The organism is Arthrobacter sp. NPDC080073 (assembly GCF_040686575.1).
In the GTDB taxonomy this organism is placed as follows: domain Bacteria; phylum Actinomycetota; class Actinomycetes; order Actinomycetales; family Micrococcaceae; genus Arthrobacter.
In genome coordinates this window covers 1-25,908 of the sequence record NZ_JBFBKR010000026.1, presented here as the reverse complement: position 1 = coordinate 25,908, position 25,908 = coordinate 1, and the positions used below count along the sequence as shown (strand labels likewise).

At 62.3% G+C, this 25,908-nt stretch carries 25 protein-coding genes; 12 read left to right on the top strand and 13 right to left on the bottom strand.

Annotated elements, in window-relative coordinates:
- Window positions 1-446 precede the first annotated feature (446 nt).
- Window positions 447-1,100 (top strand): hypothetical protein, encoded by a 654-nt coding sequence (locus tag AB0O52_RS20820; protein ID WP_364541786.1) that lies wholly within the window; start codon window positions 447-449, stop codon window positions 1,098-1,100.
- Between the two features lie 333 nt (window positions 1,101-1,433).
- Here AB0O52_RS20820 and AB0O52_RS20815 read toward each other — a convergent pair whose 3' ends face one another.
- Window positions 1,434-2,108, bottom strand: coding sequence for an NmrA family NAD(P)-binding protein (locus tag AB0O52_RS20815; protein WP_364541783.1), 675 nt, complete (start codon window positions 2,106-2,108; stop codon window positions 1,434-1,436).
- 1,536 nt (window positions 2,109-3,644) lie between these two features.
- On the opposite strand from AB0O52_RS20815, the gene AB0O52_RS20810 reads away from it, so the two are divergent.
- The 4 genes from AB0O52_RS20810 (at window position 3,645) to AB0O52_RS20795 (ending at window position 7,443) form a co-directional block, all read left to right on the top strand.
- On the top strand, window positions 3,645-3,908 hold the full coding sequence (locus AB0O52_RS20810) for a hypothetical protein (RefSeq protein WP_284752975.1): 264 nt from the start codon (window positions 3,645-3,647) through the stop codon (window positions 3,906-3,908).
- Window positions 3,909-4,083: 175 nt separating this feature from the next.
- Window positions 4,084-5,583, top strand: coding sequence for a hypothetical protein (locus AB0O52_RS20805; RefSeq protein WP_364541780.1), 1,500 nt, complete (start codon window positions 4,084-4,086; stop codon window positions 5,581-5,583).
- Window positions 5,580-6,242, top strand: a complete 663-nt coding sequence (locus AB0O52_RS20800; RefSeq protein WP_364541777.1) for an ATP-binding cassette domain-containing protein — start codon at window positions 5,580-5,582, stop codon at window positions 6,240-6,242. The genes AB0O52_RS20805 and AB0O52_RS20800 overlap by 4 nt, the downstream gene beginning before the upstream one ends.
- Window positions 6,229-7,443, top strand: coding sequence for an FtsX-like permease family protein (locus AB0O52_RS20795; RefSeq protein WP_364541775.1), 1,215 nt, complete (start codon window positions 6,229-6,231; stop codon window positions 7,441-7,443). The genes AB0O52_RS20800 and AB0O52_RS20795 overlap by 14 nt, the downstream gene beginning before the upstream one ends.
- A gap of 86 nt (window positions 7,444-7,529) precedes the next feature.
- Here AB0O52_RS20795 and AB0O52_RS20790 read toward each other — a convergent pair whose 3' ends face one another.
- The 4 genes from AB0O52_RS20790 to AB0O52_RS20775 all read right to left on the bottom strand — a co-directional run bounded on the left by AB0O52_RS20790 (window position 7,530) and on the right by AB0O52_RS20775 (window position 10,531).
- Window positions 7,530-7,907, bottom strand: a complete 378-nt coding sequence (locus tag AB0O52_RS20790) for a type II toxin-antitoxin system VapC family toxin (protein ID WP_364541772.1) — start codon at window positions 7,905-7,907, stop codon at window positions 7,530-7,532.
- Window positions 7,908-7,933: 26 nt separating this feature from the next.
- On the bottom strand, window positions 7,934-8,170 hold the full coding sequence (locus tag AB0O52_RS20785; protein ID WP_184741881.1) for a type II toxin-antitoxin system prevent-host-death family antitoxin: 237 nt from the start codon (window positions 8,168-8,170) through the stop codon (window positions 7,934-7,936).
- Between the two features lie 177 nt (window positions 8,171-8,347).
- Window positions 8,348-9,505: a tartrate dehydrogenase gene (locus AB0O52_RS20780; protein WP_364541769.1), complete on the bottom strand. Its 1,158-nt coding sequence runs from the start codon at window positions 9,503-9,505 to the stop codon at window positions 8,348-8,350.
- Between the two features lie 114 nt (window positions 9,506-9,619).
- Complete coding sequence (locus tag AB0O52_RS20775; RefSeq protein ID WP_364541766.1) at window positions 9,620-10,531, bottom strand: LysR family transcriptional regulator; 912 nt, start codon at window positions 10,529-10,531, stop codon at window positions 9,620-9,622.
- A gap of 193 nt (window positions 10,532-10,724) precedes the next feature.
- On the opposite strand from AB0O52_RS20775, the gene AB0O52_RS20770 reads away from it, so the two are divergent.
- Together AB0O52_RS20770 and mmuM are read left to right on the top strand one after the other, a co-directional pair.
- Complete coding sequence (locus AB0O52_RS20770) at window positions 10,725-12,176, top strand: DUF222 domain-containing protein (RefSeq protein WP_364541763.1); 1,452 nt, start codon at window positions 10,725-10,727, stop codon at window positions 12,174-12,176.
- 70 nt (window positions 12,177-12,246) lie between these two features.
- Window positions 12,247-13,209, top strand: a complete 963-nt coding sequence (gene mmuM, locus AB0O52_RS20765) for a homocysteine S-methyltransferase (RefSeq protein ID WP_364541760.1) — start codon at window positions 12,247-12,249, stop codon at window positions 13,207-13,209.
- Window positions 13,210-13,222: 13 nt separating this feature from the next.
- Here the strand turns inward: mmuM and mctP are convergent, their stop codons facing one another.
- The 3 genes from mctP to AB0O52_RS20750 all read right to left on the bottom strand — a co-directional run bounded on the left by mctP (window position 13,223) and on the right by AB0O52_RS20750 (window position 16,169).
- On the bottom strand, window positions 13,223-14,920 hold the full coding sequence (gene mctP / locus AB0O52_RS20760) for a monocarboxylate uptake permease MctP (RefSeq protein ID WP_364541758.1): 1,698 nt from the start codon (window positions 14,918-14,920) through the stop codon (window positions 13,223-13,225).
- Window positions 14,917-15,198, bottom strand: coding sequence for a DUF3311 domain-containing protein (locus AB0O52_RS20755; protein ID WP_364541755.1), 282 nt, complete (start codon window positions 15,196-15,198; stop codon window positions 14,917-14,919). Before AB0O52_RS20755 ends, mctP begins: the two co-directional genes overlap by 4 nt.
- A 146-nt stretch (window positions 15,199-15,344) precedes the next feature.
- Entirely contained in the window at window positions 15,345-16,169 is an 825-nt protein-coding gene (locus AB0O52_RS20750) for an alpha/beta hydrolase (RefSeq protein WP_364541752.1), read from the bottom strand.
- Between the two features lie 113 nt (window positions 16,170-16,282).
- On the opposite strand from AB0O52_RS20750, the gene AB0O52_RS20745 reads away from it, so the two are divergent.
- Entirely contained in the window at window positions 16,283-17,179 is an 897-nt protein-coding gene (locus AB0O52_RS20745; RefSeq protein ID WP_364541750.1) for a LysR family transcriptional regulator, read from the top strand.
- A 21-nt stretch (window positions 17,180-17,200) separates the two neighbouring features.
- On the opposite strand, the gene AB0O52_RS20740 is transcribed toward AB0O52_RS20745, so the two are convergent.
- From AB0O52_RS20740 to AB0O52_RS20725, 4 genes are all read right to left on the bottom strand, one after another.
- Window positions 17,201-18,397 (bottom strand): HipA domain-containing protein, encoded by a 1,197-nt coding sequence (locus AB0O52_RS20740; protein ID WP_364541747.1) that lies wholly within the window; start codon window positions 18,395-18,397, stop codon window positions 17,201-17,203.
- On the bottom strand, window positions 18,397-18,594 hold the full coding sequence (locus AB0O52_RS20735; protein WP_364541745.1) for a helix-turn-helix domain-containing protein: 198 nt from the start codon (window positions 18,592-18,594) through the stop codon (window positions 18,397-18,399). The genes AB0O52_RS20740 and AB0O52_RS20735 overlap by 1 nt, the downstream gene beginning before the upstream one ends.
- 190 nt (window positions 18,595-18,784) lie before the next feature.
- On the bottom strand, window positions 18,785-19,108 hold the full coding sequence (locus tag AB0O52_RS20730; RefSeq protein ID WP_364541742.1) for a DUF6221 family protein: 324 nt from the start codon (window positions 19,106-19,108) through the stop codon (window positions 18,785-18,787).
- A gap of 46 nt (window positions 19,109-19,154) precedes the next feature.
- A complete protein-coding gene (locus AB0O52_RS20725; RefSeq protein ID WP_364541739.1) occupies window positions 19,155-20,456 on the bottom strand; it encodes an ammonium transporter in 1,302 nt (433 codons plus the stop codon).
- A gap of 384 nt (window positions 20,457-20,840) precedes the next feature.
- Here AB0O52_RS20725 and AB0O52_RS20720 point away from each other — a divergent pair, with 384 nt between their 5' ends.
- From AB0O52_RS20720 to AB0O52_RS20705, 4 genes are all read left to right on the top strand, one after another.
- Window positions 20,841-21,578 carry a glutamine amidotransferase gene (locus AB0O52_RS20720; protein WP_364541737.1) on the top strand — a complete coding sequence of 246 codons (738 nt, stop codon included), beginning with the start codon at window positions 20,841-20,843 and terminating at the stop codon, window positions 21,576-21,578.
- Window positions 21,579-21,606: 28 nt separating this feature from the next.
- Window positions 21,607-21,912, top strand: a complete 306-nt coding sequence (locus AB0O52_RS20715; protein ID WP_234754291.1) for an antibiotic biosynthesis monooxygenase — start codon at window positions 21,607-21,609, stop codon at window positions 21,910-21,912.
- Window positions 21,913-21,992: 80 nt separating this feature from the next.
- A complete protein-coding gene (locus AB0O52_RS20710; RefSeq protein ID WP_364541734.1) occupies window positions 21,993-23,066 on the top strand; it encodes a serine hydrolase in 1,074 nt (357 codons plus the stop codon).
- A 522-nt stretch (window positions 23,067-23,588) separates the two neighbouring features.
- Window positions 23,589-23,963, top strand: coding sequence for a hypothetical protein (locus AB0O52_RS20705; RefSeq protein ID WP_364541731.1), 375 nt, complete (start codon window positions 23,589-23,591; stop codon window positions 23,961-23,963).
- 339 nt (window positions 23,964-24,302) lie between these two features.
- Here the strand turns inward: AB0O52_RS20705 and AB0O52_RS20700 are convergent, their stop codons facing one another.
- The gene (locus AB0O52_RS20700; protein WP_364541728.1) at window positions 24,303-25,766 is read right to left on the bottom strand and encodes an aromatic amino acid ammonia-lyase; all 1,464 of its coding nucleotides are present in this window, start codon (window positions 25,764-25,766) and stop codon (window positions 24,303-24,305) included.
- Window positions 25,767-25,908: the final 142 nt, after the last annotated feature.

The window sequence follows — 25,908 nt, the reverse complement described above, 5'->3', positions numbered from 1 at the left end:
ACTTTGGTTTCCAACACAGGTCAGTCCTTATGCAGTTGACTGGAAGCATGGAGATCATACGGAAAGCCTAGACCGGACAGGGACTATGCCATCAGCGTTTGCAATAGCTGGAATTGCTCCTGTTCAGTTCACCCTGAGTGACGCAATAATTCCTGAGTATCTGCGGGTCGCTGTTTTTGATGGGTCAATTGATTACGTTGATCCTTTGGCGGCACCGGACCGGTCCTTTGTTTGCAGCCCGACAGTCGACGCCGCCTGCACCACAAGCGTGCAGGACAACTCGCTGCTTGTGAGCTTGCCTGGAGATGCATTGCCCCGCAGCGGAAGCGTCGTCGTGTCGATTGGTGCAGAGTACCTAGCAGAACCAGAACTGCATTCTGAGAGGTTCGTGAACACTGTGAGTTGGGTCCTTCCGCTCGACATCAGATAGCTCTCGTAAAAGGATAGTGATCATTCTGAATCAGGAAGAAGTGCTCAGCTGGTATTCGGGGGAGATCTATGGGCAACCTTCTGCTGCACTTGCCAGCCTGGTACCCCACAGCTTTCCCGCCTTTGCACGCGTTATGAATCCGGTGAGGACCTCCAAAGGCCAACGTCTGCGATGGTCGGTCATTGCGGGCAGCGCGATGACCGTCGACAGCGAAACCCAATGGAGTGAGATCGTTTCGATAGTCAACCCTGATCCGAACGAATACTACGAACCGGAGACTGGCACCATAGACAGCTTAGTTGCTCTTCGGCTGTCCGCGGTCTTGGCCAAGCACACTCAATCTTCCGCTTTCACTTTCTTGGCCTGGGAAGGCTACGACTCTCTGCTGGAGGCGGTACGCGAGAGTCCAACCATCACCATTGGCGAGCAGAGGGTCATGCATGTCAGGAGTGGAAGCATTGAGCTTGCCCTCGAACCGATCGATTTTCCGCCGACCCGACTTGCCATGAATTGGATACCGGACGATGGCGCCTGGTTTGTTGGGAACGACATTTACGCGAGATCAGTCTTCGTTGGAGGTTCGGTCGCGGCGGTCGCTGCGGTGCTGAGTGCCCCCGGTCTAGAGGCTTACCTTGTTCGCCCGAGGCAGACCGTGGTTCCGGAGGACTGACTGCGCCGTCCGACTTTCGCGAAAAAGGGTCTCGGCGCCGACTGGCCTGCCGCTTTTACTTGGCCTCCGTTGCGATCGCTGCAACCGTCCTTGCAATAGCCCTGGCCACAAGGCTGCGTCCGAAACGTGATGCCATCCTTTTAGCAGTCAGCGGCCTATGTAGCAGCGGGTTTCTGGGAGCCTCGACTGTTGGATTTCCTGGTTCGCCTTCGATCTGGCTCTCTGGACAATTGGGTCGATGGCCATCGCCACGCTTGTTCTCGTCGCGGATGCTGAAGAAGCCCGGATAAACCCCGCTGACCCCGGCGACCACGAACCCGCGCCAGCTATCCCTTAGTGCCCTAAACTCCGGGCGAAGCGCGCGACGGCGTCTTCCGGCGTCGGGACTGGTCCGAAGACTTCCGCCTGACGCCTGGTGTCTGCGACGTATTTGCCCGTCTCGAACCAGCCGAGCATGGAGCTCATGTCCTTGACCATCGGGACGAACGGACCCATCACCGCGCCTAGCCCGTTGACAAACCAGGCGGGCATCGAGCGGACACTCACAGGTCCGCCCGCATAAGTCGAAGCGATGTCGGCGATGTCCTGGACGCTCACCGGCCGGTCCCATCCGATGTCGATCCGTTCGCCGTCGGCGACATCGGCGTCGACCGCTGCCGCGAGGTATCCGGCGAGGTCGGAGGCGAGGACGAAGGCCAGCGGGATGGTCTTGGTGCCGAACCATGTGAGGCGCTTCTTCTCGAACGGGTCGCCACCCATCCTGGTTAACTGGTCGAGGAACGCGCCGGGGCGAAGGGCGACAAACGGAACCTCAAGAGCCTCCAGCTTGTCCTCGCTGAGCTTCTTGTGCCAGAAGTGCGGGACATCCGGCGTCTGGTCCGCGGTGAGGATGCTGACCAGGACAAACCGCCGGACGCCGGGCCGGTGCGCGGCGATGGCGAGGTTGGTGTTGCCCTCGGTATCGATCTCCAAAGCCCGCTTGCCGCGGCACGGGCGCTGATGGACCATTCCGACTTATATGACGATGAAAACATAGCCGGGAACGCGCGGTATCGGGTATCAGCGGCGTGAGGGGATTTTAGTTTGAGGCCGGACCCAGCGTTGGGGTGGGGCGCCGACCGTGCAGGACTAAGTGTGTGGCGAGCGCGGCGGACTGCAGACGAACGAAGTTCGCGTCTTGACCCGACAACCCATTGGTGCTTTTGGGTCGGACATTGATCGGCGATAGCACCGTAGAGACTTCCCCGGGAAGGTCGGATAGTGTTCCTTGGCCGGAACGTGGACGATGAGGTCAAACTGACGTTGGCCTGAGCATAAGGAAAACTTGCGTTTCCGTCTACGTGTTGCCACGTTTCCGTCTACGTGTTGCCATGTTTGACCACTTAGATTCGTCAACGGCTCCACTTAATTCGTTGTTTTCAACACTGAGTCGCCGTTTTCGCCCTTAGCATTCCTGTACGGGTTTCGATTTCAAATCGGAACCATAGATGGATTGGGGGATTCATGGAAAATCGCGTCTTGATTGCTTGGGAAGTCCAAGCGCCAACGCCAGCCCGTTCTGGTGCGGTCATCGCGCGCCCACTGCAATCAGGGCTGCTGAGTTCCGCCGCACGACCGTTTATTACCGAAGAGACGCTATCGAAGCGTACAGATAAAGCGACGCGCATGCGAACCCTAGTTCCCTGTCGCCCAGGCGGCCCTAGTTCTTTTGCGACGGCCGCTCGGGCCCCCCAGAGAAAGGGTTCGATAGTGATCTTTTCATCAACCATCCGCAGGACGGCCACAGTCTTCGTGCTCGCGTGTGTCGCTGGCAGCACTATTGTCGGGCTCCTTCACCAACCGAAGACGCCACCGCTTGCCTGGACCTCCTTGGCTCTTGGCGCGGTTGCCTTGGTCCTAGTGCTCACAACAAAGCGAAGTCCGAAACGCGATGCTGGTCTGTTCGCGATCAGCGGGATGGGCAGTGGCGTTTTCATGGGAGCGTCGACCGTTAGTCTCCCCGGATCGCTTCCGATATGCCTTTGGACGATCGGCGCGATCTGTCTTGGAACCATGACACTCGTCGTCGATCCAGAGGAGACCCAAAACAAATCCGCCAGTCGGCTATAGGCATCGGCGATGGGAAGGCTGTTTGTTCTCGCGCTGGCAGTGGTCCTGTTCGTGGCGTGTCTGATCTGGGGTCGAGAGCGGGCTCCCCCTTACTTGCAATAAAGGACTCACGAGCACGCTCCCGGACTAGTTCCGTGCGATCGCGTCAGGGTGGAGAGCATCTTCGATATTCATGTCTGACCGGAAAGCGGTTGGAATTCCAAGACAGACCAGTAATTGAAAATGGGGAATCGAATGAAAATGGTTAGGAATGTAAGGAACGCAGTTACGGCAGGCGGGCTGACGACCCTCATGGCAATTGGGGCGGCTTCGGGTGCACAGGCCACTAGCGCGTCGGGCACCGCCTATTTCGATAACAGGCAACCGATCACGGCAAATATGTGGATTCAGTCGGTTTCAAATGGCGGTTGTGGGAGTTTTTCCTCATCGGCGGTAATGAACGTATCACCAAACTGGATCCGCAACACGACATCCTTCTATCAGTACGGAGTTGGGTCCATCAGCATCAAGGGTGTCAACGTATCGGGATCCGGAACGAGCAATCCCGCGACACTTCAGTGGACCAACAGTAACGGTGCCCGCGGATCCTATCTGAGCGGCACTGTCTGCATGGGTTGGGGAGCGTTCTACCTAGGTGCGGATGTGGCGGCCACTGCTTACTACTACGGCAATTTGCGCACTGCTTCCGCACGCGTATAGCGAAGAGATCGGCACTGCAGTAATGAAAAGAATCCCGGGTATATGCCTTCGAAAGTTACAGCACACACGAAACGCCAAACTATTGGCGGCGCTAACCGTAGCTTTGCTTTGCCTGCCTGCCTGCAGTGCCGGTCTCGCCGCGCCGACTAACGATGTTTCTGCCATACAAGATGACTTGAAGAAGCTCCAGGGAATCAATGGCCTAATAAGGATGCCCGAAGGGGAAGACAAAGAGCGCGGGGATCTGTACACCACCGCGTTGTACTCCGCGGACCTTGGTTCCTACCTGCTGGCCGCAGACGACGCCAATAGATCCGTCCGTGAGGCGCTCAGAGGGCAGACCTCGACCGACCTGCCGACGCTCTGGTCGGCGCTCAAGTTGCTTAGGGCTGCTCGCGCATCTTTGCCTGCCGAATTGGATGCGGGACTGGTTAATGCCGCGATTCCTCCGAGGCAGCAGGATGTAGGCGCCGAGATCGCCGCGCTCTGGTTTTGGGTTGATATCGGTAGGATGCAAGGTTGGTCCGCGATCGGTGGAAGGTCATTTCGGGAAGAAGTGCTCGTGCGGCTTGGGGCCATTGACGTCAACTCGATCAAGAACAAGCCCTATCTTCTTTGGCGGCTCTTCGATTCCTATTCGGCTCTGCAAATGCGGAAACCCAGCGAATTGGAACGAGCGTTGAAAAACGTGGATTCCAAGAAGCTCCCCAACGACTATGAATCGACCCTTGACTTTCAAGCTGCTCTCGAAGCGAGAGCAGCTCTTAGAAAGGATCTCGTCGTTCCCAACGAAGCTAAAGACCATATCGTCGGGCTTCTGGATTCAAGGGAGGTGCATGATGATGCGCTGATCGCCTCAATGCTGCGCTCCCTGGAATTGCTGGACGCGCAGAACGAGGCACAACGACTTGTCAGGGACCGGATTGCACCGCGGCTCGACCAGAAGACAGGACTTATCCGTTCGTCGTCTCTCGCCAATGGGTCGGTCCATGGGACGTATCTTGCCGCGAGACTCCTCGACACGAACTTCCCAGAGCTCGCAAGTGAGCGAACCCGAGATGAACTGGAACGGGTATTGAAGTCGCCCGAAACCGATCCGGTCACTCAACTCAAGGCCCTTGTGGCACTTAAGCGCTCTGGCTCCTCGTCCTGGGGGAGCTACGGTGCGGTCATCGACCGAGGGAGGGCCGCGCTTCCGGACACCGTGACCTTCGCGAATCTCAGCGGGTACATCGAGTTGGTGGATGTTCTGGTGCAGCTTGAGCCCAGTGTCCGGTTGGGGCGACTGGAGGCGTTCGATGCAGACCCCGGAGTTGAAGATCTACTCTCCGGAGCTCTAATGGCGCTCTCCAACTCCATGTACTTCTCAAACAGCGAGGAAGTGAGATCAATGTTCCCGGCAGTCCAGTCCGCTCTCCCGCAGCTCATCGGTTCACCCAAAGGAAACGGCCTGAACTATTTTCGGGCATTGACCGCGATGACGAACGCAAGTCGCTCCGGACTTGGATCAAACGACTTCGATAAGGCGGCCGAGGGACTCCGGACTCTGAAAGGCTGCGAAGAATATCGGTCCTTGTATCGCATGGAAGCAGACAAAGCGTCACCGTGTAGCCTTTCGGTTTCAGCCGCCATGATCGCGGTCCCAGGTGCTTACGACTTCGGGGAGAACAAGTGACCTCCGTACTCCGTCTTGAGGAGATCGCGAAGTCTTTTGCAGATGAGCGCGGGACTCGACAGTTGGTCCTTCCTGGAATCAGCCTGAACGTTGAGGCTGGTGAAATCGTCTGGCTGCGGGGCGAGTCAGGTTCGGGGAAGTCAACGATCCTCAATATCTCCGGCCTTCTGTCAACCCCCGATGCCGGCAAAGTGTGGATCAACGGTGACAACAGAACCAATGCATCGTCGCGGACGGCGAGTCTTGTCCGCTCGAGCCAAATTGGAATGGTTTTCCAGAGCAGTAACCTGTTGCCTGAACTTACGGCGTTGGAAAATATTCTCCTTGCCAGCAGCCAGCCCATGACACGCGCAACGATTACGGCGCAGCTGGATCGCTTCGGCCTTGCGGCGGTCGCTGACCGGCAAGCGAAGAGGCTTTCCGGCGGGCAGCAGCAAAGAGTCGCATTTTGCCGCGCACTGGTCAACCAACCGTCGCTACTCCTGGCAGACGAACCAAGTTCGGGCCTTGACGCGACAAATACCGAAGCCATCCTGGACGCCATGCGAACAGGCGCCGCCGGCGGGTGCGGTGTCCTGGTCGCTTCGCACGACGAAGTCTTCCAGCAGGTGGCCCATCGTCAGCTTCCCATGAAGGAGTTGCTCCTTGAACAGAAATAGGCTCTTTGCTGCCAGGTCAGTGCGCCTTTCCCTCTCGAAACTGAGGCCGCTCGCGGTCCTGATGAGTCTTGGCATTGCTGTATTCATTTTCGCCGACAGCATCGTGGGGGCCGGCATAAGTTCATACTCAAATAAGATCACCACCAACTCCGCCTTGAATTATGTTGAGGTAACTTCAGTAGGTCCAGACTCAGCTCGCGAGATCACCGACGACTCGTTGTCCCGGTTCGACCAAATCGATCATGTGGTGGGGTCCTTCGGCTGGGCACAAATTGACCTAGCCATAGAGGATCCTGCGAACTGGCCGTCTCCGAACAACCCCGGCGCGTTCATGGGTACACCCTTTATCAGCGGTATCACCCCGAAGGTACTGCTCGGAGACGTCTCCGGAGGCGGCCCTGGGGAAGGCCAGATCCTGCTTCCCGACAAGGGTCAAGGCCAGAATTATGCTCAGCTACTCGGCAAGGAAATGAGCTTCGTGTACACAAAGGAAATCGGCCCCGGTAACGGGGAACCCGTTTACATATCTCTGCGCGTGGCAGGCATCTATGACAACTCGTCGCCCGGTACCGATGGCGCGCAAGCCGCGTACGTATCCAGCAAGGTACTCAAGTCAACGCTTGCCAATGCCCGGCCGGATAAAAAAGCGCTGGCCTATCCCCGCGCTTATGTTCGCGTTGACTCGGCAGACGAAGTGGTCAATATACAAAATCAAGTCCGAGCGCTCGGATACTCAGTGAATAGCGTCGCGGGCCAAATCCGGTCCCTGTCAGGCTTGTTTGCCCTTCTTGCCCTTGTCAGCTGGGTGATCGGTGGGTTCCTGATCATCTTCTGCCTCGGGGTTGGGGTGTCGGTCGGTGGCAGCTGGATTAAGCAAAGGGCCCGCGAAGTGGGTCTCCTCAAGGCCATCGGCTGGTCGGGGGCTTCGATAGCAGGGGTTTACATGGTCGAGCTGGCAGCAGTGGGTCTCATCATCGGCGTGGTTGGGACGCTCCTGGGAACTCTTTGCTCCATCGTAGGAACGGCGGTCTTCAGCGGACTTCAGCTCGACCTCCTGCCGGTGGCTGCGTGGGCAATGCCGAACTGGCTGCTCGTGCTCGGTGCGCTCTTCTGCGTGCCTTTGTTCTTGTGCCTCGGAGCCGTTGGCCACGTCGCAAGACTCGCTCGGCTCGACGCGGATTCGTCGCTGAGGGACCTGTAGCTCCGGCGCGCGCCAGATCCGGAACCTTGTTTGCCGCGTATCCGGGAAGGAGCCGGGAGGCTGCGCTGGGTCTGTTAGGGCAGAACTCAGCGGACGGAGTGAACCTTGAGTCCTTCTATACCTTCGAAATCTGCGGTGTTGAGGGTGTAGAGGGGGAGGTTATTAGCGATCGCGGTTGCGGCTATGAGGGCGTCGTAAGCTCGTGCCTTGGGTTTACGGCCATTCCGGCGCAGCGACGCGGCCACCTGACCGAAGGCCCGGGCACAGGCCGCATCGAAGGGGAGCGGGTCGAAGTCGGCTTCCGCCTGCTGGAGGTGCGCCTGCCGCGCCGCCCGTTCCTTGTCTGTGGCGGCGACCAGAGGTCCGACCGAGAGTTCCGCGAGGGTTACGGCGCTGATGAGGCATTCATGAGGCAACTCGGACTCGGCGAGGTCTCCGAGCCCGATGACGGTGGATGTGTCCAAAATTCCCCGTTCCGGGGTCCCATGGATCACAGGCCCGCGTCCAGGATTTCGTCCAGATCTGCCCGGAATGTCTCAATGTCCACGCGCGGCAGGTGCCGGCGGCTGGCGATCAATTGTTCTGTTTGGCGGCTGCGCCGGCGGACGGGCTGGAGCTCGGCCACCTCGTGGCCGTCGCGGGTGACGATCAACGTCTCGCCATGAGCGACCCGCTCAAGGACTTCGCCGCCATGGTTCCTTAGCTCGCGCACTGTCACAGTTCCCATGCATAAATTGTATCACCGGTGATACGGCGAATCTGAGTTCTAGTGCGGCGCAAAACGTCCAACAAGCCCCCCCGCGTGTAGACGCGCGAAGCGACATCTCGGACCACCGCTCCCGCGCCAGCACCGAGCGGCCCGCGACGCCGCGTACGACGGCGGCCGGCCAGCTGCCGTCGTACGTCACCGCAGGCTGGCGCTAAGCGGCGTCCCGAGGGCCCCGATGCGAGCTTGCGAGTGTTGGGAAGGGACCTCCGCGGTGTGGCTAAGTGCCTTGATGATCGCTTCGGTGACCTCGTCTGTGTTGGCCTCGCCGCCGACGTCGCGGGTCAAGAACCCGGCGGCTGTTGTCTGCTCGATGGCGGCCTCCACCAGGCGGGCCTCTTCATGGAGGCCGAAATGGTCGAGCATCAGGGTGGCGCTGGCGATCGCGCCGATCGGGTTGCTGATGCCCTTGCCTGCGATGTCCGGCGCGGATCCGTGGACCGGCTCGAACATCGACGGGAGGCGGCGCTCCGGGTTCAGGTTGGCGCTCGCGGCAAGGCCGAGGCTGCCGGCGAGTGCCGAGCCGAGGTCCGAGAGGATGTCGGCATTCAGGTTGGACGCGACCACCACTGACAGTTCCTCGGGGTGGAGGATGAACTTGGCGCTCATGGCGTCAACCAGGACGCTCTCGGTCTGCACGTCCGGGTAATCGAGGGCGACTCGCTGGAAGGTTTCGTCCCAGAGGACCATGCCGTACTGCTGGGCGTTGGACTTGGTGACGGACGAGACCTTCTTGACCGTGCGGGTCCGTGCGAGATCGAAGGCGAAACGCATGATGCGCTCGCAGCCCTTCTCCGTAAACAGCGCGGTCTGCAGCGCTACCTCGTTGCCCGGGCCGCGGCCGCTCAGGTTGCGGCCGCCCAGTCCGGCGTACTCGCCTTCGCTGTTTTCGCGGACAACGATCCAGTCGAGTTCGGTGTTGTCAGCTTTGCGGAGCGGGGACTGGATGCCGGGGAGGAATTTGACCGGTCGGATGTTGGCCCACTGGTCGAAGTTCTGCGTGATATTCAAGCGCAGGCCCCAGAGGCTGATGTGGTCCGGGACGTTCTCCCAGCCGACGGCTCCGAAGTAGATGGCGTCGAAGTCCTTGAGTGCGTCCAGGCCCTTGGGGTCCATCATCTGGCCGGTCTTCTCGTAGTAGCCGCTGCCCCACGGGAACTCGGTCCATTCGAAGGCGAACTTGCCGTTGGAGTTTGCGGCCAAGGCGTCCAGGACGCGGCGGCCTGCGGAGACAACTTCCTTCCCGACGCCGTCTGCGGGGATCGATGCGATGCTGAATTTCTGGGTGGCGCTCATGCCTACCTCCTCGTTGAGTTTGTTGGCAGAGTCACACTGCCTTCCTCATCAAGTAGACGGGCGGCCGGTAGGCGGCGTCCAAGACTTAGTTTTGATCCGGCTGATAGGTAGGGCCTATTGGTTTGACTGGCTGTTGGTGTTCTCGATGTGCTCCGCAGCGACTTTCAAGAACGCTTTGGCCGCTGGCGTGAGGTTGTCCCTGCGGCTGAGGACCGCGACGTCCAAATGACTCACCGGTTCGATGAGCATTGTGCGTAGCCCTGCTTTGTGCGCGGTGGGAGCCCACGACGACGGCATCACCGCGTGCCCGACACCCGCCAGAACCAGGGGCAGGATGGAGGTCCGGTGGGCGACTTCGACGACGATCTCCACCTCGACGCCGTGTGCCAGGGCATCATCCACGAGCCAACGCATGAGGGAGCCGCGTTGGCTGGCAATGATGCGCTGGCCTCCGAGGTCCTCCCGTTGAATGGCTGTTTGCTCGGAGCCAAAGACGTCGGCCTGCGGGTTGACGATAAGGATAAGCGGTTGCTTTTCGAGTTCGAGGACCTCGAAGCCTGGAACCAGGATCGGCGTAGGGGAGCCGGACAGTCCGATCTCGGTGCTGCCGGTCCGGACCGATTCGATCACTTCTTCGGGAGTGAACGCAGCACTGACGTTGAGCCGGACCGCGGGGTAGGCCTTGGTGAAGGCCGCGATCATGGACGTGAGCGGCTCGATACCGGGGGAAGGCATGGTGATGATGTCGAGGCGGCCACTTCTGATTCCGCGTAGTGACTGGACCGCGGATTGCGCGGCGTCGAGATCCCGCATGACGAGGCGCGCCGGGCCGATCAGTTCCTTGCCGGCTTCGCTGAGCACGGCCCTGCGGCCGATGCGGTGGAACAGCGGAACGCCGAGCTCCTTCTCGAGGCTCGCGATGGTCTGCGAAAGCGAAGGCTGGGCGATAAGCAAATGCTCGGCAGCGCGGTTGAAACCGTCGTGGTCGACGACGGCGAGGAAGTACTTCAGTTTTCGCGTGTCCACGGTGCGGCTCCTCTGGCTGGGCGGTCTTCCGAAACGATCGATAGCCTACGCCTATCAGGGCATCGAGCGATGGCAGGGCTGTCTGGTATCCCTCGCTGGCCCGCCCGAAAAAATCCGGTTCCTTCCCAAGATCTTTCGCCCGGGCGCGGCTCTCGGGCCTAATAATGTCAGTGGTTCCTGCGAGGCTTTGGTTATGGCCGGGAACCGGGGAACACAGCTGATCGGATCGGGCGCGCCGTCGGGCAGCGCGGGTCCGGGCGTTGCTGTCCGGGGCGTCCAGGTGCGGGACCTGATCGATGCCGTGCACTCGCTTCGGCCGGGCCTCGCGAACGGCGCGGCAGCGGACGGCGGCACCGAACCGGCCGACAGTGCCGAGTTGATCGACCTCTTGCGTGGGCTGGAGGACTTGAAGTCCGCGGCCGCCGCGGCGCAGGCGAGGATCGCGGTCGCGTTCGATGCCGCCCAGCGCAGCGCCGACGCGGCCGCAGGCATCCCGGCCGAGGAACGCGGACGCGGGGTCGCCGCGCAGGTGGCCCTGGCCCGCCGGGAATCCCCGGCCCGCGGCTCCCGGCTCCACGGACTCGCCACAGCCCTCGTGACCGAAATGCCGCACACCCTCGCCGCCCTCCAGACCGGACAGCTCAACGAATGGCGCGCCACCCTGCTCGTGAAGGAAACGGCCTGCCTGTCCGCCGAAGACCGCTGCGCCGTGGACGAGGAACTCGCCGCCGACACCGGAACCTTCGACGGCGCCGGAGACAAGACCATCATCGCCGCGGCCCGGACCGCGGCCTACCGCCGCGACCCCCGCTCCGTCACCCGGCGGGCCAGCCACGCCGCCGAGGAACGGCACGTCAGCCTGCGCCCGGCACCGGACACCATGACGTATTTGACCGCGCTGCTCCCCGTCGCCCAGGGCGTGGCCGTGCACGCGGCCCTGTCCCGGCACGCCGACACCCTCCGCTCCGCAGGGGAAACCCGGTCCCGGGGCCAGATCATGGCCGACGCCCTCGTCGAACGGACCACCGGCACCCCCGGCGGGATCAGCGGGGTGGAAGTCCAGCTCGTCATGACCGACCGGACCCTGTTCCAGGGCGATGCCGAGCCGGCACGGCTGCCCGGCTACGGCATCGTTCCCGCCGCCTGGGCACGGACACTGCTCACGGCGGGCGAGCCTGAGAGCGGTCAGGATCTCAAGCTCTGGCTCCGGCGCCTCTACACCGCCCCCGGGACCGGGGAGCTTGTCGCCGCGGATTCGCGGGCGCGGCTCTTCCCGGCAGGGCTGCGGCGCTTCATCCAGGCCCGGGACGAGACCTGCCGGACCCCCTACTGCGACGCACCCATCCGGCATTTCGACCATGTCGTTCCCTGGCACAACGGCGGGCCAACCAGCCTGGCCAACGGCGCAGGCCTGTGCGAAGCCTGCAACCACACCAAGGAACTCCCCGGCTGGATGGCAAGAACAAGCCCCGGGACACGGCACGTCCTGGACATCCGCACCCCCACCGGCCATACCTACCAATCAACAGCCCCACCCCTGCCCGGAACCAGACTGACAAGAAGCACCGACCCGCCCGTCATGGCGGCACATTATTTCGGGGACCTGTTCCGCAGGCCCCACCGACCGGAGCCCCGCGCCGCTTGAGCTACCCTTCCCCTTCCGTTGCCGACGCCTTTCTAGTACAAACCCACTGGAAGGAACGTAGGCTCGAGCTATGGACAGGAGGAGCAGTCACGGCACCAGTTTGTCCCGCATGCTCGACTCCGGTGCAGACCTGACCGTGGATGGTGCCCTCGCCACCGAGCTTGAAGCACGCGGCTGCGATTTGGACGATCCGCTATGGTCGGCCAAGGTCCTTTTGGAACAACCTCAACTGATCAAGCAGGTACATCGCGACTATTTCGACGCCGGCGCCGCAATCGCCATCACCTCGAGCTATCAAGCCCTGCCCCAGGGATTTGCCCGGCGCGGCATTGCCGAGGCGGATGCTTTGGAACTGGTGGCCTTAAGCGTTCGCTTGGCCGACGAGGCCCGGCGCGAGTACTTGGCGGAAAACCCGGATGCCGGACCCTTGCTGGTTGCCGGATCTGTTGGCCCCTATGGCGCCTATCTCGCGGACGGTTCCGAGTATCGGGGCGACTACGTTCTCACCAAGCGCGAGTTCAAGGAGTTCCACCGGCCGCGGATCCGGGCGCTCGTGGCGGCCGGGGTGGACCTGCTGGCCTGTGAGACGCTGCCCTCCTTCGCGGAGGCTGAGGCCCTTTTGGCGCTCGTGGAAGAGTTCGACGTCGAATCCTGGTTTTCCTTCACGCTCCGGGACGGCGGACACATCAGCGACGGCACGCCTCTTGCCGAGGTGGCGGCGCTGTGCGGGGCCCAGCCGCGCGTGGCGGCAATCGGCGTAAATTGCGTACCGTTGAACCTGGTCTCCCCGGCACTTGAGGCCTTGCGCAACGCGACGGATAAGCCGCTGCTCGCGTACCCGAACTCGGGCGAAAGCTACGACGCCGTTACCAAGACGTGGAAGCCTCGCGCCGGAGCAAACGGAGGAGGCCCGTCAAGCCTCGCCGAAGGGGCTGCCACTTGGCACGACCTCGGGGCCAGGCTCATTGGCGGGTGCTGCCGGACGACGCCGCGGGATATCGCTGCCGTGGCAAGGCTGTCGACGAAGCGTTAGCGCGCGGGTCCGATCAGAACGTGCCGCCTCGCGTTTCGCCCAGGGGGTACTCGCGCTGGAGCTGTGCAACTTTCGGATCGTCTTCGTCGGCTCCGTAGTCGGAGTTCCGGGTGATGTCCTTTCCGTCGGGGAGCTTCATCGCGCGGAAGACCAGCGACAAGACGGCAGCAACAATGAGGTTGATCGCGAACGCCACGACGGCGATATAGACCTGCACGTTGGTGCCGGGAATGGCAGCGATGGAGCCGCCGAAGTTGGCCTTCGTCACGGGGTTGACCACGTTGTACGCTGCGACGGTTCCGTAGATGATCCCGGCGACCCAGCCTGCGAAGAGCGCCCAGCGGTGGAACCACCTGGTGTACAGCCCTGCCACGATCGCGGGGAAGGTCTGCAGGATCCAGATTCCGCCGAGGAGTTGCATGTTGATGGCGGCCGACTGGTCCATTGCGATCACGAAAATCAGCGCCCCGAACTTCACCACGAGCGAGGCGATCTTGGAGACCTTCGCTTCCTGCCGAGGGTCGGCGTCGGGCCGGATCAGGTCGCGGTAGATGTTGCGGGTGAACAGGTTGGCGGCAGCGATCGACATGATGGCGGCCGGGACCAACGCGCCGATGGCGATAGCCGCCAAGGCGATCCCTGCAAACCACGCGGGGAAGTTGTCCAGGAATAGCTGCGGAACCACCAGCTGCGGATTGACGGCACCGTTCAGGTCAATGGGTTTGGTGCCCGCATAGATGGCCGCGTAGCCCAGGAGGGCCAGGAACCCGAGCATGAGCGAATACAACGGAAGAACCGCAGCGTTCTTGCGGATGGTGTTCCTGCTCTTGGTCGCAAGGACCCCGGTGACCGAGTGTGGGTACATGAACAGCGCCATGGCCGAGCCAAGGGCCAGTGTCCAGTACGCCGAGTAGCTGGCCGCCCCCGGGATGAAGACGCCGGCCGGCTTGCCGGTGGCGGGACTGATGGCGTCGAGTTTCGCCTGGGCTGCACCGAAGATGTTGTCCCAGCCCCCGAACTTGATCGGCAGGTAGATCACGGCAACGATGACCGCAAGGTAGATCAGTAGATCCTTCACGACGGCGATAAGCGCCGGCGCCCGTAGGCCCGAGGTGTAGGTGTAGGCGGCCAGGACGACGAAGGCGATAATCAGCGGCAGGTCAGTCAGCAGCACATTCTGCGCGCTGCCGAGGCCTAACACCGTGAGCACTGCTTTGATGCCCACGAGTTGCAGCGCGATGTACGGCATGGTCGCGACAATGCCGGTGAGTGCCACCGCAACCGTCAGAGCCCTGCTGCCATAGCGCCCGCCAACGAAGTCTGCCGGCGTGACGAACCCATGCCGATGCGAGACCGACCATAAACGGCTCATCAGCAGGAACACGATCGGGTAGAGCACGATCGTGTAAGGCACGGCGAAGAAACCGCTCACGGCTCCGGTGGCCCACATTGCCGCCGGGACGGCCACGAACGTGTAGGCCGTGTAGAGGTCTCCACCGAGAAGGAACCACGTCACCCAGGTTCCGAAACCGCGTCCGCCGAGGCCCCATTCATCGAGACTGTGCAGGCCTGTCTCCTTGCCCGCGCGCCAGCGTGCGGCGAAGAAGCCCAGGCCCGCCACCAGGATAAAGAGGATGACGACGATGGTGAGCGCGACGCCGTTGACGGGTCGATCCGCTGTGGTCGCCAGTGGCACGGCGAGCCTGCTCATTGTTCCTGCTCCTTCGTGCGTGCGCCCCGCGCGGCCTCGCGGCGGCGGCGGTCCTCCTTGGTTACCAGCCGATAAGCGATGCCAATCATGCATGCCGTGATAGGAACCCAGAGCATTTGGTACCAATAGAAGAACGGCATGCCGGCTAGCCGCGGCTGATTAGTTGAGTACGCAGGAACGTACAGCGGAACCAGAATGGCGATGGCTAGCAGGATCCCGGCCACAATATACGGGCCGGGCCTTGCGGGCCCCCGGGTCGGCACATCGGGAGTTGACATGGACGCCTCCTCATAGAGACGGCCCCCGGAGCGGGATGGGCTTCCCGGGACGTACCGGTGGCCTTATGGACCGTGTATATACCGGTTCATCAACAGAATAGATTCTGGATTAATTCTTTGACAGGGGAAGTGCGCCTTCGAATGGATTATTCCTCGGCCTGTGGGACGGCGGTGAACATATGGTCGATAGCGCTGGCCAGTTCCTCAGGGTGGTCAAGGAATCCCATGTGCCCGCCGGGTACCGTCTGGCGAGTGATGCCGACGCGGGAGGCTATCCATTCAGCCGCTTCGACGAAGAACGGCGCGGTCTGCTCTGCCGTAAGCACGGCCAACGGCACGGTTAGTCCAGACAAAGCTGTCGGCTCGGGCCTCCAGGACGCGAAGGGGCCGAACTCCGCTTCAAGAAGGACCCTGGCGTTGTTCCGGAGCGATTCGAGGAAATCTGGTGGCAAGAGCTCAGCGGCGTCCGCTGCCGCGAACTTGACGAAGGCCTCTGCGCCGCCGGCAAATCCACCGGTTTCCATGCCTGCTGCGATAACCGGTTGTACGGTTGCCATGGCCGCGTCGGAATTGGCCAGAACACTCAGGAGAGCTGGCTCATGCAGAACTGCCCCGGAAAATTGCTCTGGAGCCTTTAGCGCGGCGGCCAATGCCACGAGGGCCCCGGTACTGTTTCCAAACACAACACAGGGCTCGGTCCCGAACGTTTCCAAAAGGGCAACAATGTCGGCGGCGTGCTGCTCAACCGAGGTTTCCTCCCAGTCCTTTTGTCTGGGGCTGCGAGCGTTGTTCCTGCGGTCATAAGAGATGACTCTGTGGTTTTGGGCCAATAGTTGAACCAGGCCAGTGTACTGTCGGGCGTCACCTCCGGCGCCGGGAACCAGTACTACGGGTGTTCCGTGGCCTGCCGCTTCAACATAAATCGTGGTGCCGTTGGCCTCTACCAAGGCAGCCCGTCCGTTGGTGCTCATCGTCTTCACCCTTCCGATTCCGGTTGATCCTTCCCTTCCATTGGACGCCCGGGCAGGCTCCGGCGTCCAAGACCGCTATGGACTCGGACGATCACAAATTTTTATGATGATGCATGGAGATCCGCCAACTCCGGCGATTCCTTGTGTTGGCCGAGGAGTTGCACTTCGGCAAAGCCGCCCTCCGGCTCCATATCGCCCAGCCGGCTTTGAGCCAGGAGCTCAAGGCCTTGGAGAGGTCGCTCGGACTCCGGCTCCTGGACCGAACTCACAACCACGTTGCGCTCACGGAGGCGGGCCGTCGCCTGCGGGAGGAAGCGGAACGCATCATTCAGGCGCACGACGCCGCTTTGACAGCAATGGAAGAAATCCGCAGTCCTCCCAAAGGGACACTCAAGCTTGGAGTGGCGGTGGGCGTGGCGTATCCGTTGCTGGCAGAGCTGCTTAGGGGTCTTGCCCCGGATGAGAGCGGGCCCGACGTGGACATCAAAGTCGCAGCGGCCAGGGAAGGCGTCTTGAAGCTGCTTGACAAGGAATTTGACGCGATTTTCGTTCATGCAGTGCCGCCCCGCGATGAACGGCTGGGGGTGCTGACCTTGGAAACGGAACCGATGGGTGTCGCCATTCCATCCGGCAGCCCACTGGCACGCCTCGCCGCGATCGGCCCCACGGACCTAAACGGGCAGCCACTGATTTGGCTACAGCGCGACGGCGACCCCGACGTACGCGAGCATGTTCTGGGCCTGATGATGGATGGTGGCCTGGTTCCAGGCCCGCACCGCTGGTCGCCAAGCATCGCAACTACCATGAGCCTGGTGGCGGCCGGACTTGGGGTGTCCTTCAAAACGCCGCATCAAGTGGTGCCTGGTGATCCGCCCGGCGTCGTATGGCGCCCCTTTGTCGGAGTGTCATATCCCGTGCCCACGGTACTGGTCTGGCTTCGGAACGACGCCTCTCCCTTGACCACCCAGCTTGTCGCGAATGCACGGCGATACGTGGCTAAGCCACCGTAGGCAATGCTTGCGAGGCGCCAGTCAGCCCGCCAGCTCTCCACTCCGGAACCTCAACTCGCGCAGGGCACCTCGCAGTGGTGACCCGGTGAACGGTAGGTCCTCCAAGTTGACCTTCCCGGAAGCTGACAGGGCCAGTGCATTGGCCTTGTCGGCAGCACGTTGTGGCAAGCCGAGGGTCGCCGCGAAGTCGGCCCAGTGCTTCGCCTTGAGGTTTTTGGTTTTCCCGGACACCGGCAACGCGAGCGAGTCGTCTCCGTACAGCAAGGTGCATGGAATGTCGTAGATCGGGGCCATGGCAAATCCGCCGTTCTGGCCTCCGAGAATCGAGAGATTCTTCGCATGGAGGTCGCCGTTCCCGGTCAGCCAAGCAAAGACGAACTGCAGGTACAGGTTGCGGCTGGCCACGAGTGGGGCCTTGCACAGCCCGGCCAGCGCAGCCGCGACGTCCTCCGATGTGACCGAATACTTGGAAGCTGGTGGCAGGCCCATGACCTGGGCTCCGTCTTCCATCGGCAGCCGCACCCAGGAGCCGTCCTTGTCCTGGACGCGGTCGAAGCGTTCCACCAGCAACCCAGGCAACCCGTGCATGTCAGTGATGATATGGCTCTTGGCTACAGGGATCTTGAGGCCTTTGGCGGCGGAGAGGTGTGCCGCTTCGTTGGTCAGCAAGTGTGCGTGATTGGGCGGGTCGAGTTTGAGTAGATATCGTTGCCCCCGGAGAGACAGCGGTGTGGTGAGCATAGAGGCGCTTGCCTTGTCCTGCACACCGGGAATGGCATGACGGTCCACCGCGTTGGCGAGGGCGGCGAAGTCCAGTTCCTCGGGCCTGGATGTGTCGGCAAGGGGTGCCGGTTCCACCGGAATTTCCCCGGTAGGGACCACTTGGACGTCTCCCGGGGTATCGGCTCCGATTGCGAGCAGGAGGGTGAGTTCGTCGTCGAGGCTGGTTTTCGTGGCGTCCCTGAGCACGCTAAGCCGGTGCCCTTCCGGCAGCAGGCCCGCGAAGAACGGGGGCAGAGCGCCAGCGGGAGTTTCGACTGGGAGGTCGGTCAGGGGCAACGAACTGGCAACCGCGGGCAGGCCGGAAGCCAGGTACTCCGCCATGTAGGAAAAACCGACGCCGCCGTGGCCGGTGCGGACAAGGCGGCCCGCCAAGACACCGCCTTTGTGAACGTCCGCTGCACGAACGAACCTGAGCTCCTCGAAATCCTCGACCATCAGGCCGCCGCCATGTGCAAGCCTACGGCGTTGGCTACTGCCACGACGGCCCCCAGCGAAGGATTCCCGGTGGCCGTCTCAATCGCCCGAACGGTCCTTTCGGAAGTCCCGGCAAGGTCGGCAAGATCCGCTTGCGTAATTCCGGCCTCTTTGCGTGCTCTCCGTATACTGGCCGCAATCGCCGCTAGGTCTTCCACGAGTCTCCGATGATCCGGCACGATGTTGCCGATTTAGTGGGTTTCTAGCTCCATTCTGGCCCACTTTTCCAAAATCGGCAAGATTCTGCCGAAGATGATGATTCAAGCTACTCAGAGGCCATCAAAACCTCATTTCGGCAAGATCCTGCCGATTCATCGCGTGCTCGCTGAGCAGTGGTAGGCCCGCCTACTATGTACCTGCCAGCCATTCGGTCTCGAAGTCCGGATGGTCCGAGTAGGGCAGCGCGAGGGCATTCAGTGATTTCGTGGTCCATTCGATCGATTCCGGGATCCACTGCGGCGTATCACCAAGCGAGCCGCGAACCATCGTGGCCAGGGCCGTCTGCCGTGCGGATTCCACGATGCTGAGCAGCCTTCTCTTAGATTCGCATTCCATGAGAAGGCGTCGCTCGTACCATTTGCCCGCCTCGGAGACCGAACGGTCGCCGAGGAGTTTCCGCGCCGCAGCCTCGTCCTCATTCAGGCGGTCCAAGAGGAAATCGACGATATCCACAAATTGAGCGTACGCGTCCCTTGCGGCAGCGGAAATGCCTGCCTCCCTAGGCGGGGTCGGCTTGCTTTTCGCGCTGGAGCTCGACGGCGGCAACGTGGGGGAGGGCGTTGTAGTGGCTCCGGGACATGCTGCCGAACTCGTAGGCGGTCTCGGCGTGCTCGGACAGGTCCACGCCGGCGAGCTCCGCCTCGTGGCTGACCCGGAATCCGACGGTCTTGTGGATGACAAGGGCAATGATTGCCGTCATGATTCCTGACACCGCAAGGGTGAGAAGAATGGCAACGATCTGCGCCACGAGCTGCTGGAGTCCGCCTCCGTAAAGCAGTCCTCCTCCTTTGCCGTTCACCGGCAACGCGATGAATCCGAGCGCGAGCGTGCCGACAAGCCCGCCACCGAGGTGTACACCTACGACGTCGAGGGAGTCATCGAAGCCGAACTTGTGTTTCAGGTCGACAAACACGGCGCACGCTGCGCCGGCTACCAGCCCGAGGCCGAGGGCTGCGGCGGGAGCCACATTGGCGCAGGCCGGTGTAATAGCCACGAGGCCGGCAACGACGCCGGAAGCGGCACCCAGGGATGTGGGGTGGCCGTGCCGCATCTTCTCGGTGACCAACCAGCTGAGCATTGCCCCGGCCGGGGCAACGAGGGTGTTCACCCAGATCAAGCCGGCCTGCGCCGACGTCGTGGCCGCGCCGGCATTGAAACCGAACCAACCGAACCACAGGAGGCCGGTGCCAAGCATGATGAGGGGGAGGTTGTGCGGGCGGTGGTTCGGGTCTTTTCCAAAGCCGTGACGCTTGCCCAGGATCAACGCCAGGACAAAAGCGGCAGCGCCGGAGCTGATTTCCACCACTGTGCCACCGGCGAAGTCAATCACCTGACCGAAGACCGAACTGATGGCTCCGCCAGGGCTGAGGAGGCCGCCGCCCCAGACCATGAACGCCAACGGGCAGTACACCAGGGTGATCCAGATGGGGACGAAAATCACCCAGGAAGTGAATTTGGCGCGGTCGGCGATGGCGCCGCTGATCAGGGCAACGGTGACAATGGCGAAGGTAGCGCTGAAACCGAGCTTAATGAGATCGGTGGAACCGACAAGGTCCGCCGAGCCGAAGCTGCTGAACGGATTGCCGAAAATCCCCAGGACACTCTTGCCGCTGATCATCGAATAGCCCCACAGGATCCAAACGGCGCCAACGATGCCCGCGGAGATGAAGCTCATCATGATCATGTTGAGGGAGGCTTTGGCCCGGGTCATGCCACTGTAGAAGAGGCCGAGTGCCGGAGTCATGAGCAGTGCGAGTGCCGCCGACACCATCACCCAAACGTTTTCCGCAGTGATATTCACACGCGTTTCCCTTCTTGTCGGAATGCCGTAGGAGGACCGCCGTAGCTTGGCCCCGTTCTTCCCCGGCCCAATATTTCCGGTTCCGTGTTTCAAGCAATGCGGGGAAAAATTGCAGGGACGTTACATAACTCGCCTTGGCGTGAAGAACGCATGACGGGCGTGTTTCGGGAATGTAAACGCCATCCCGGCGCGCCCGAGTGGCCCCCGGAGGCGGCGCCCCTGGGTCCCAGTGATTCCGCGGATTCCAGGGCCAAGGAAGGTGAAATCCTTCCACCCGGCAGGGAATCCGCACATTTCTTCGACGTGAACGGCGCCTCACCGTCCCCCGAAGGATGTTTCAGCCGGACGCTGGCGCGTCACGGCCGCCGCGTGCACACTTAGCCTGTGAAGCCGTTTCTCCTGCTCGCATCTCGCGCCGAAGACGCCGCGGCCGAGGAAGAGTACCAGGCGTATCTTCGTTTTGGAGGGCTCGCTCCCGAGCAGCTGCAACGCATCCGAATGGAGGCGGCGCCCCTCCCGCCGCTTGAACTCTCTGATTATTCCGGCGTGATTGTGGGTGGCAGTCCCTTCACTTCGAGCGACCCGGCGGAGCACAAGAGCCCGGTCCAGAAACGGGTGGAGAAAGAACTAGCAAACCTGCTGGACACGATTGTTGCCGCCGACTTTCCCTTTCTGGGGGCCTGCTATGGGGTCGGAACCCTAGGGCTTCACCAAGGCGCTGTGATTGACCGGACCTACGGTGAAGGACTCGGCGGGGTAACCATCAAACTCACGGCGGAGGGCCTCCGAGACCCGCTCCTCCAAGGGATGTCCGAGCGCTTTGTCGCCTTTACCGGCCATAAGGAAGCCTGCACTGTCCTGCCAGGGCACGCGGTGTTGTTGGCCGGTTCGGCCACTTGCCCCGTGCAGATGTTCCGGATCAAGCGGAATCTTTACGCCACCCAATTCCATCCCGAGCTCGACGCCGAGGGGCTCGTCACGCGGATCGACACCTACCGCCACGCCGGATACTTCCCGCCCGAGGCTGCTGAACAGCTGATGGCAGACGCCCGGAAGATCACGGTCACCGAACCGATGAAGATCCTCGGCAACTTTGTCCGCAGGTACGCGATTCCTCAATAACGTCGGAGGAATGAAGCACAATGGGCCCATGACTTTTGCAAATGTGGGAAGCCTCGGCACGAAACCCGGCCAGCGCGACGCCGTCGTCTCCATCCTGCTCAGACCGAAACCGGAACTCCGGGGCGCGGGCTGCCTGCTCTACGAGGTGGGGGTCAACGAAGAATCGCCGGACACGGTCTTTGTCTGCGAACTATGGGAATCGGCAGAAGCGCACCAAGGATCGCTGCAGCTGGACAGCGTCCGGGCGGCCATAAGTGAGGCGATGCCCCTGCTGTCCGGAGAGATGGGCGGCACGCGGTTCACGGTATTGGGCTCACCGCTCCGAAACCCCTGATATTCACCCAGGCGACACGTGGCTGACGGACAGGATTTTCATAGCTCTCACATAGCTCTAGTAGCTACGGTTGGTTCATTATGGAAGAGCAAGAGCCCCGTCGTCCCGGCCAAGGGTCCGGACGAAAGAGAAGCCGGTGGAACCGCTGGAGTCCCCGCCGTCGTCGATCGGCCTTGCTGACAGCCTTCGCGGCCGTTCTGGTCGTGACCCTGACGGCCACGGTCTACTCAGTTGCGCATGCCCGCTCATCCGTCTCTCGTGCAGTCTCGGCGATGGCCCACGCTACGCCGTTGGCAGCTGTTCCAGCCGCACCGCCGTCGGCAGCCGCACCGCCGTCGGCCGCCGCACCGTCGTCGACCGCCGCGCCGTCGTCGGCTGCCGCCGAGGCGCCCACCGCCGCTCCAGCCCCCGCGGCTCCGGCGGCTGCAGCGCGGGCAGCCGCAGTGCCGGTTGCTGCGGGTACCGGCGTGACCTCGGCGTTGGACTCCGAGATCAACGCCATCATCGACGCCAACAGCCAGTACCAGATCGGCGTCACCCTGATCGACTTGTCCAATGGCTCGAACCACCAGTACGGGGTCCAGGCGCCGTTCGAGGCAGCAAGCACCGCCAAAGTCCTGGCTGCCGCCGCGTACTACCACCTTGTCGAGACAGGCGCAGTGTCCCTTGACGATCCCTTGGGCGGCTACACGGCCGGATTCCAGCTCAAGGAGATGATCCAGGACAGCGACAACGACTCCTGGTCCTTGATCATGGACGCGGTCGGCTATTCGGAGCTTCAGGCCTATGCCGCATCGATCGGCGTCAGCTATGACCCGATGAACAACACGCTGACTCCCAGCGAAATGGCGAGCATCATGGCCGGCCTCTACAGCGGGAAGCTCCTGAACCAGCAGGACACCACACAGTTGTTGTCCTACATGCAGAACACCAACTACGAATCGCTCATCCCCGCCGCGGTTCCGGCCGCAATCACTGTTTTCCACAAGTACGGACTGCTCGACGACGAACTCCACGACGCCAGCATCCTCACCAACGGAGCCAACTCCTATGCATTCGTGGTCTACACCAAAGGCCAGGACGAGAGCGATATCCCCGCCCGCACCGACATCTTCCACCAGCTCACCCAGGCCGTAGTGAACGGCCTGTTCTAAAAGGCCCGTTCTAAAAGGACTTGGACCGACTTTCAGCATCACGACGCCGGCCGCGCAGTCGGATTGACTGCGCGGCCGCCGTCCTTGTTCCCTTATATGCGCTGAGCGCCTGTCGCGGTGCTATCTATATGCCTCCTTCCGCATGGGGTCGGGCCAATTTCCTATGAATTGGGTTTGGTTCTGCATGGTCTTCTCCTGACTAAGACGGTGTTCTGCGCGATGCGACGCAGTTGGTCGTGCCTGCCAAAAGGGCAGGGGCGGCCTGACTAGTCGGGAGAGGAACCAGGATCGAATGCGGGTTCGGCCGAGAGGCTTTGCCGGCTATCGGGGATCGGGCCATGGCGGGGTGGCGGTGCCAGCGCACGTTGTTCCGGCAGATCTGCCGCGCCAAAGGCGGAACCGCCCTCCGGGCCCGACGTCGATCCTGCCCCGGGTGGCGACACCGACTCAGGAACCGGCGCGTCAGGCGGAGGTCCGCCGGAGACCGGCGACCCATCCGTTGTCGCCAACATTGCGGGGGGCATGAAGACAACCCCGTCCGGCAGGAATCCGGTGTTCCTTGTGAATCCGGGGTTCCGGGTGACCGCGTCCGGTCCGGACTGGACCGAGGGCGAAAAGCGGGTCGTCGGGACAGCTGGAGCGCTTGGTCCGTGGGTTGGCAGTATTGCGGCCACCGGCGGCAAGGCCGGGACGGAAGGCGGCTCGGGCAACGGCGGCAACTGCGGCACGGAAGGCGGCAGTATGGAGGGCAACGGCGGCACGGGCGGCAGGGCCGGCAACGGCGGCACGGAAGGCGGCTCGGGCAAGGCCGGGAGTTCCTTGATCGTGTTCTCGACCACGGGCGGCAAAGCGTCGACGAGTCCGACGACTGGCGTCAGGACCTGCTTCGTTGGCTGACTGACCACGGTTTCAGGAACTGTGGCCAACTGACCCGGGCTTGGAACCACGGACGGGACGTTGTCGACGAGCGTGCCAATGGGACCGGTGAGGGGAACCGGGGGCTGTGAAACCGACGGTGTCGGGACAGCAGGAATCGCCGGCGGAAGGTCTGTGGCCTGCGAAGGACCGGCCAGCCACAGCAACCACGCCAATGCGCCGAAAACGGCGAGAAGAACGGGGCGAACCAAAGAAAAGCCACGGCACCCCAGATGCCAAGCCAAACACTCCACCTCCCCAGTGCGGTGTCTGGGTACTAAGTTACGCCCGTCCGGGGCGGCAGTCCATAGCTAAGTATGCTTAGCTCCCGAACTCCCGAAGGGTCACCACGCGGGACGCAGCGTCGACATCGGGGCGGAGGTCCCGGTCCTGGACGTCGGCGGGCAACGATAGACCGGCGTCGAAGGCCTTCCGGAACTGCGGACTCGTGAATTCTCCTCGCGTCCTGCCCTGCAGCCTGAGCGCGCGCGATGCGCAAAGGAGTTCGATGCCAACCACCGTTGAAAGCGCCTGCGCGGTGGAATCCATGCGGGAGCTGGCCACACTCGCGAAACTGGCATCTTCTTCGGCGCCCAGCGAGAGCACCACCGTTTGCAGGCTTACCGGCTGTGCACTGGCTCGAATGCGGCCGACCGCTGCGGCTGCCACGTATTCAAGCATCATGACGCCGGACTGGCCGGCATCATCGCCCGCAAGGAATCGGTGGAGACCGGTGTATGCCGGATCGCACAGCAGGCTGATCCTCCGAAGGTTCGTTGCGCACGCCGCACCGATGGCCAGTTGCAGGGCATCTATGCGGCGGGCGAGGCTGGTCATCTGGAACAGGCCGTGATGGGCTACCCCGTTGCTTCCATCCTCAGCGGAACCGTACACCAGCGGGTTTTCATGACCGGCCACGACCAAACGCTCCAAAAGCATACCGAGCGCCTCGAGTTCCTCCGCCACCGAGCCGAGGGCCTGAGGCAGGGTGCGCAGACAGTACGGGTCCTGGATCCTCGCCGGGTCACCGCTGCCTCCCACGAGGCCGCGCAGCACTCCGGCCATCCCGGTCACTGCGGGGGAATCTGCTGCCCGCGCGACTTCGGGGCTCAATGCCTCGGGATTCCCGGACATTGCCGCAAAGGACAAGGCGCTCACTGTGGTTAGGTTTTCCATCAGTGTGGCGAGCTTTTGCTGGGCAAGCGCGGCCTGGGCGATAGTGAGGGCGCTGGAGCTGATGAAAGGAAGGGCATCCTCGGTGGCCCAGGCGTCCAGAGGCGCCGGGACGTACTTGCCGTCCATGGTGGGGCGCTCGCCGAGGAGGGTGAGCGCCGTTCCCGCCAGCGCGGGCAGGTCCGCAGTGCCTATTCCGCCGAATTCCCGCACTTCCGGCAAGGCATCGGCGTTGAGCATGTCCACGACTGCATGGGCCACAGACGGGTTGATGCCGGACGAGCCCGCAGCAAGCTGGGACAGCCTGATGGCCAGCATTGCCCTGACGATTTCCCGGTCAAGTACCCGTCCGGCATCCACGGCATGGCTGCGCAAGAGGTTCAAACCGTGGACGTTGACGTCCTTGTCCCAGGCGTCCAGCGCGACAGATCGGTTCGCCCCGACTCCGGTGGACCGCCCGTAGACGGGACGGGAGAGTGCCGTCGCACGGGCGGACCGTTGGGATGCGGCCATCCGTTCAACCGCCGACGGCGCCAGCGTCACCTTAGTTCCGCCACTTGCCACGGCTGCGACGTCGCTCAGACGCAGCTGTTTGCCGTCGATTTCGATCATGGAGGTGATTCTTTCTCAGTTGGGGTTGTCGGGTCTTGGTTAGCGGGTTTCTTCCATGGGGATGCGGACGCCGCGTTCGTGGGCGACGTCGATGGCGCGGTCGTAGCCGGCGTCGGCGTGGCGGATGACGCCCATGCCGGGG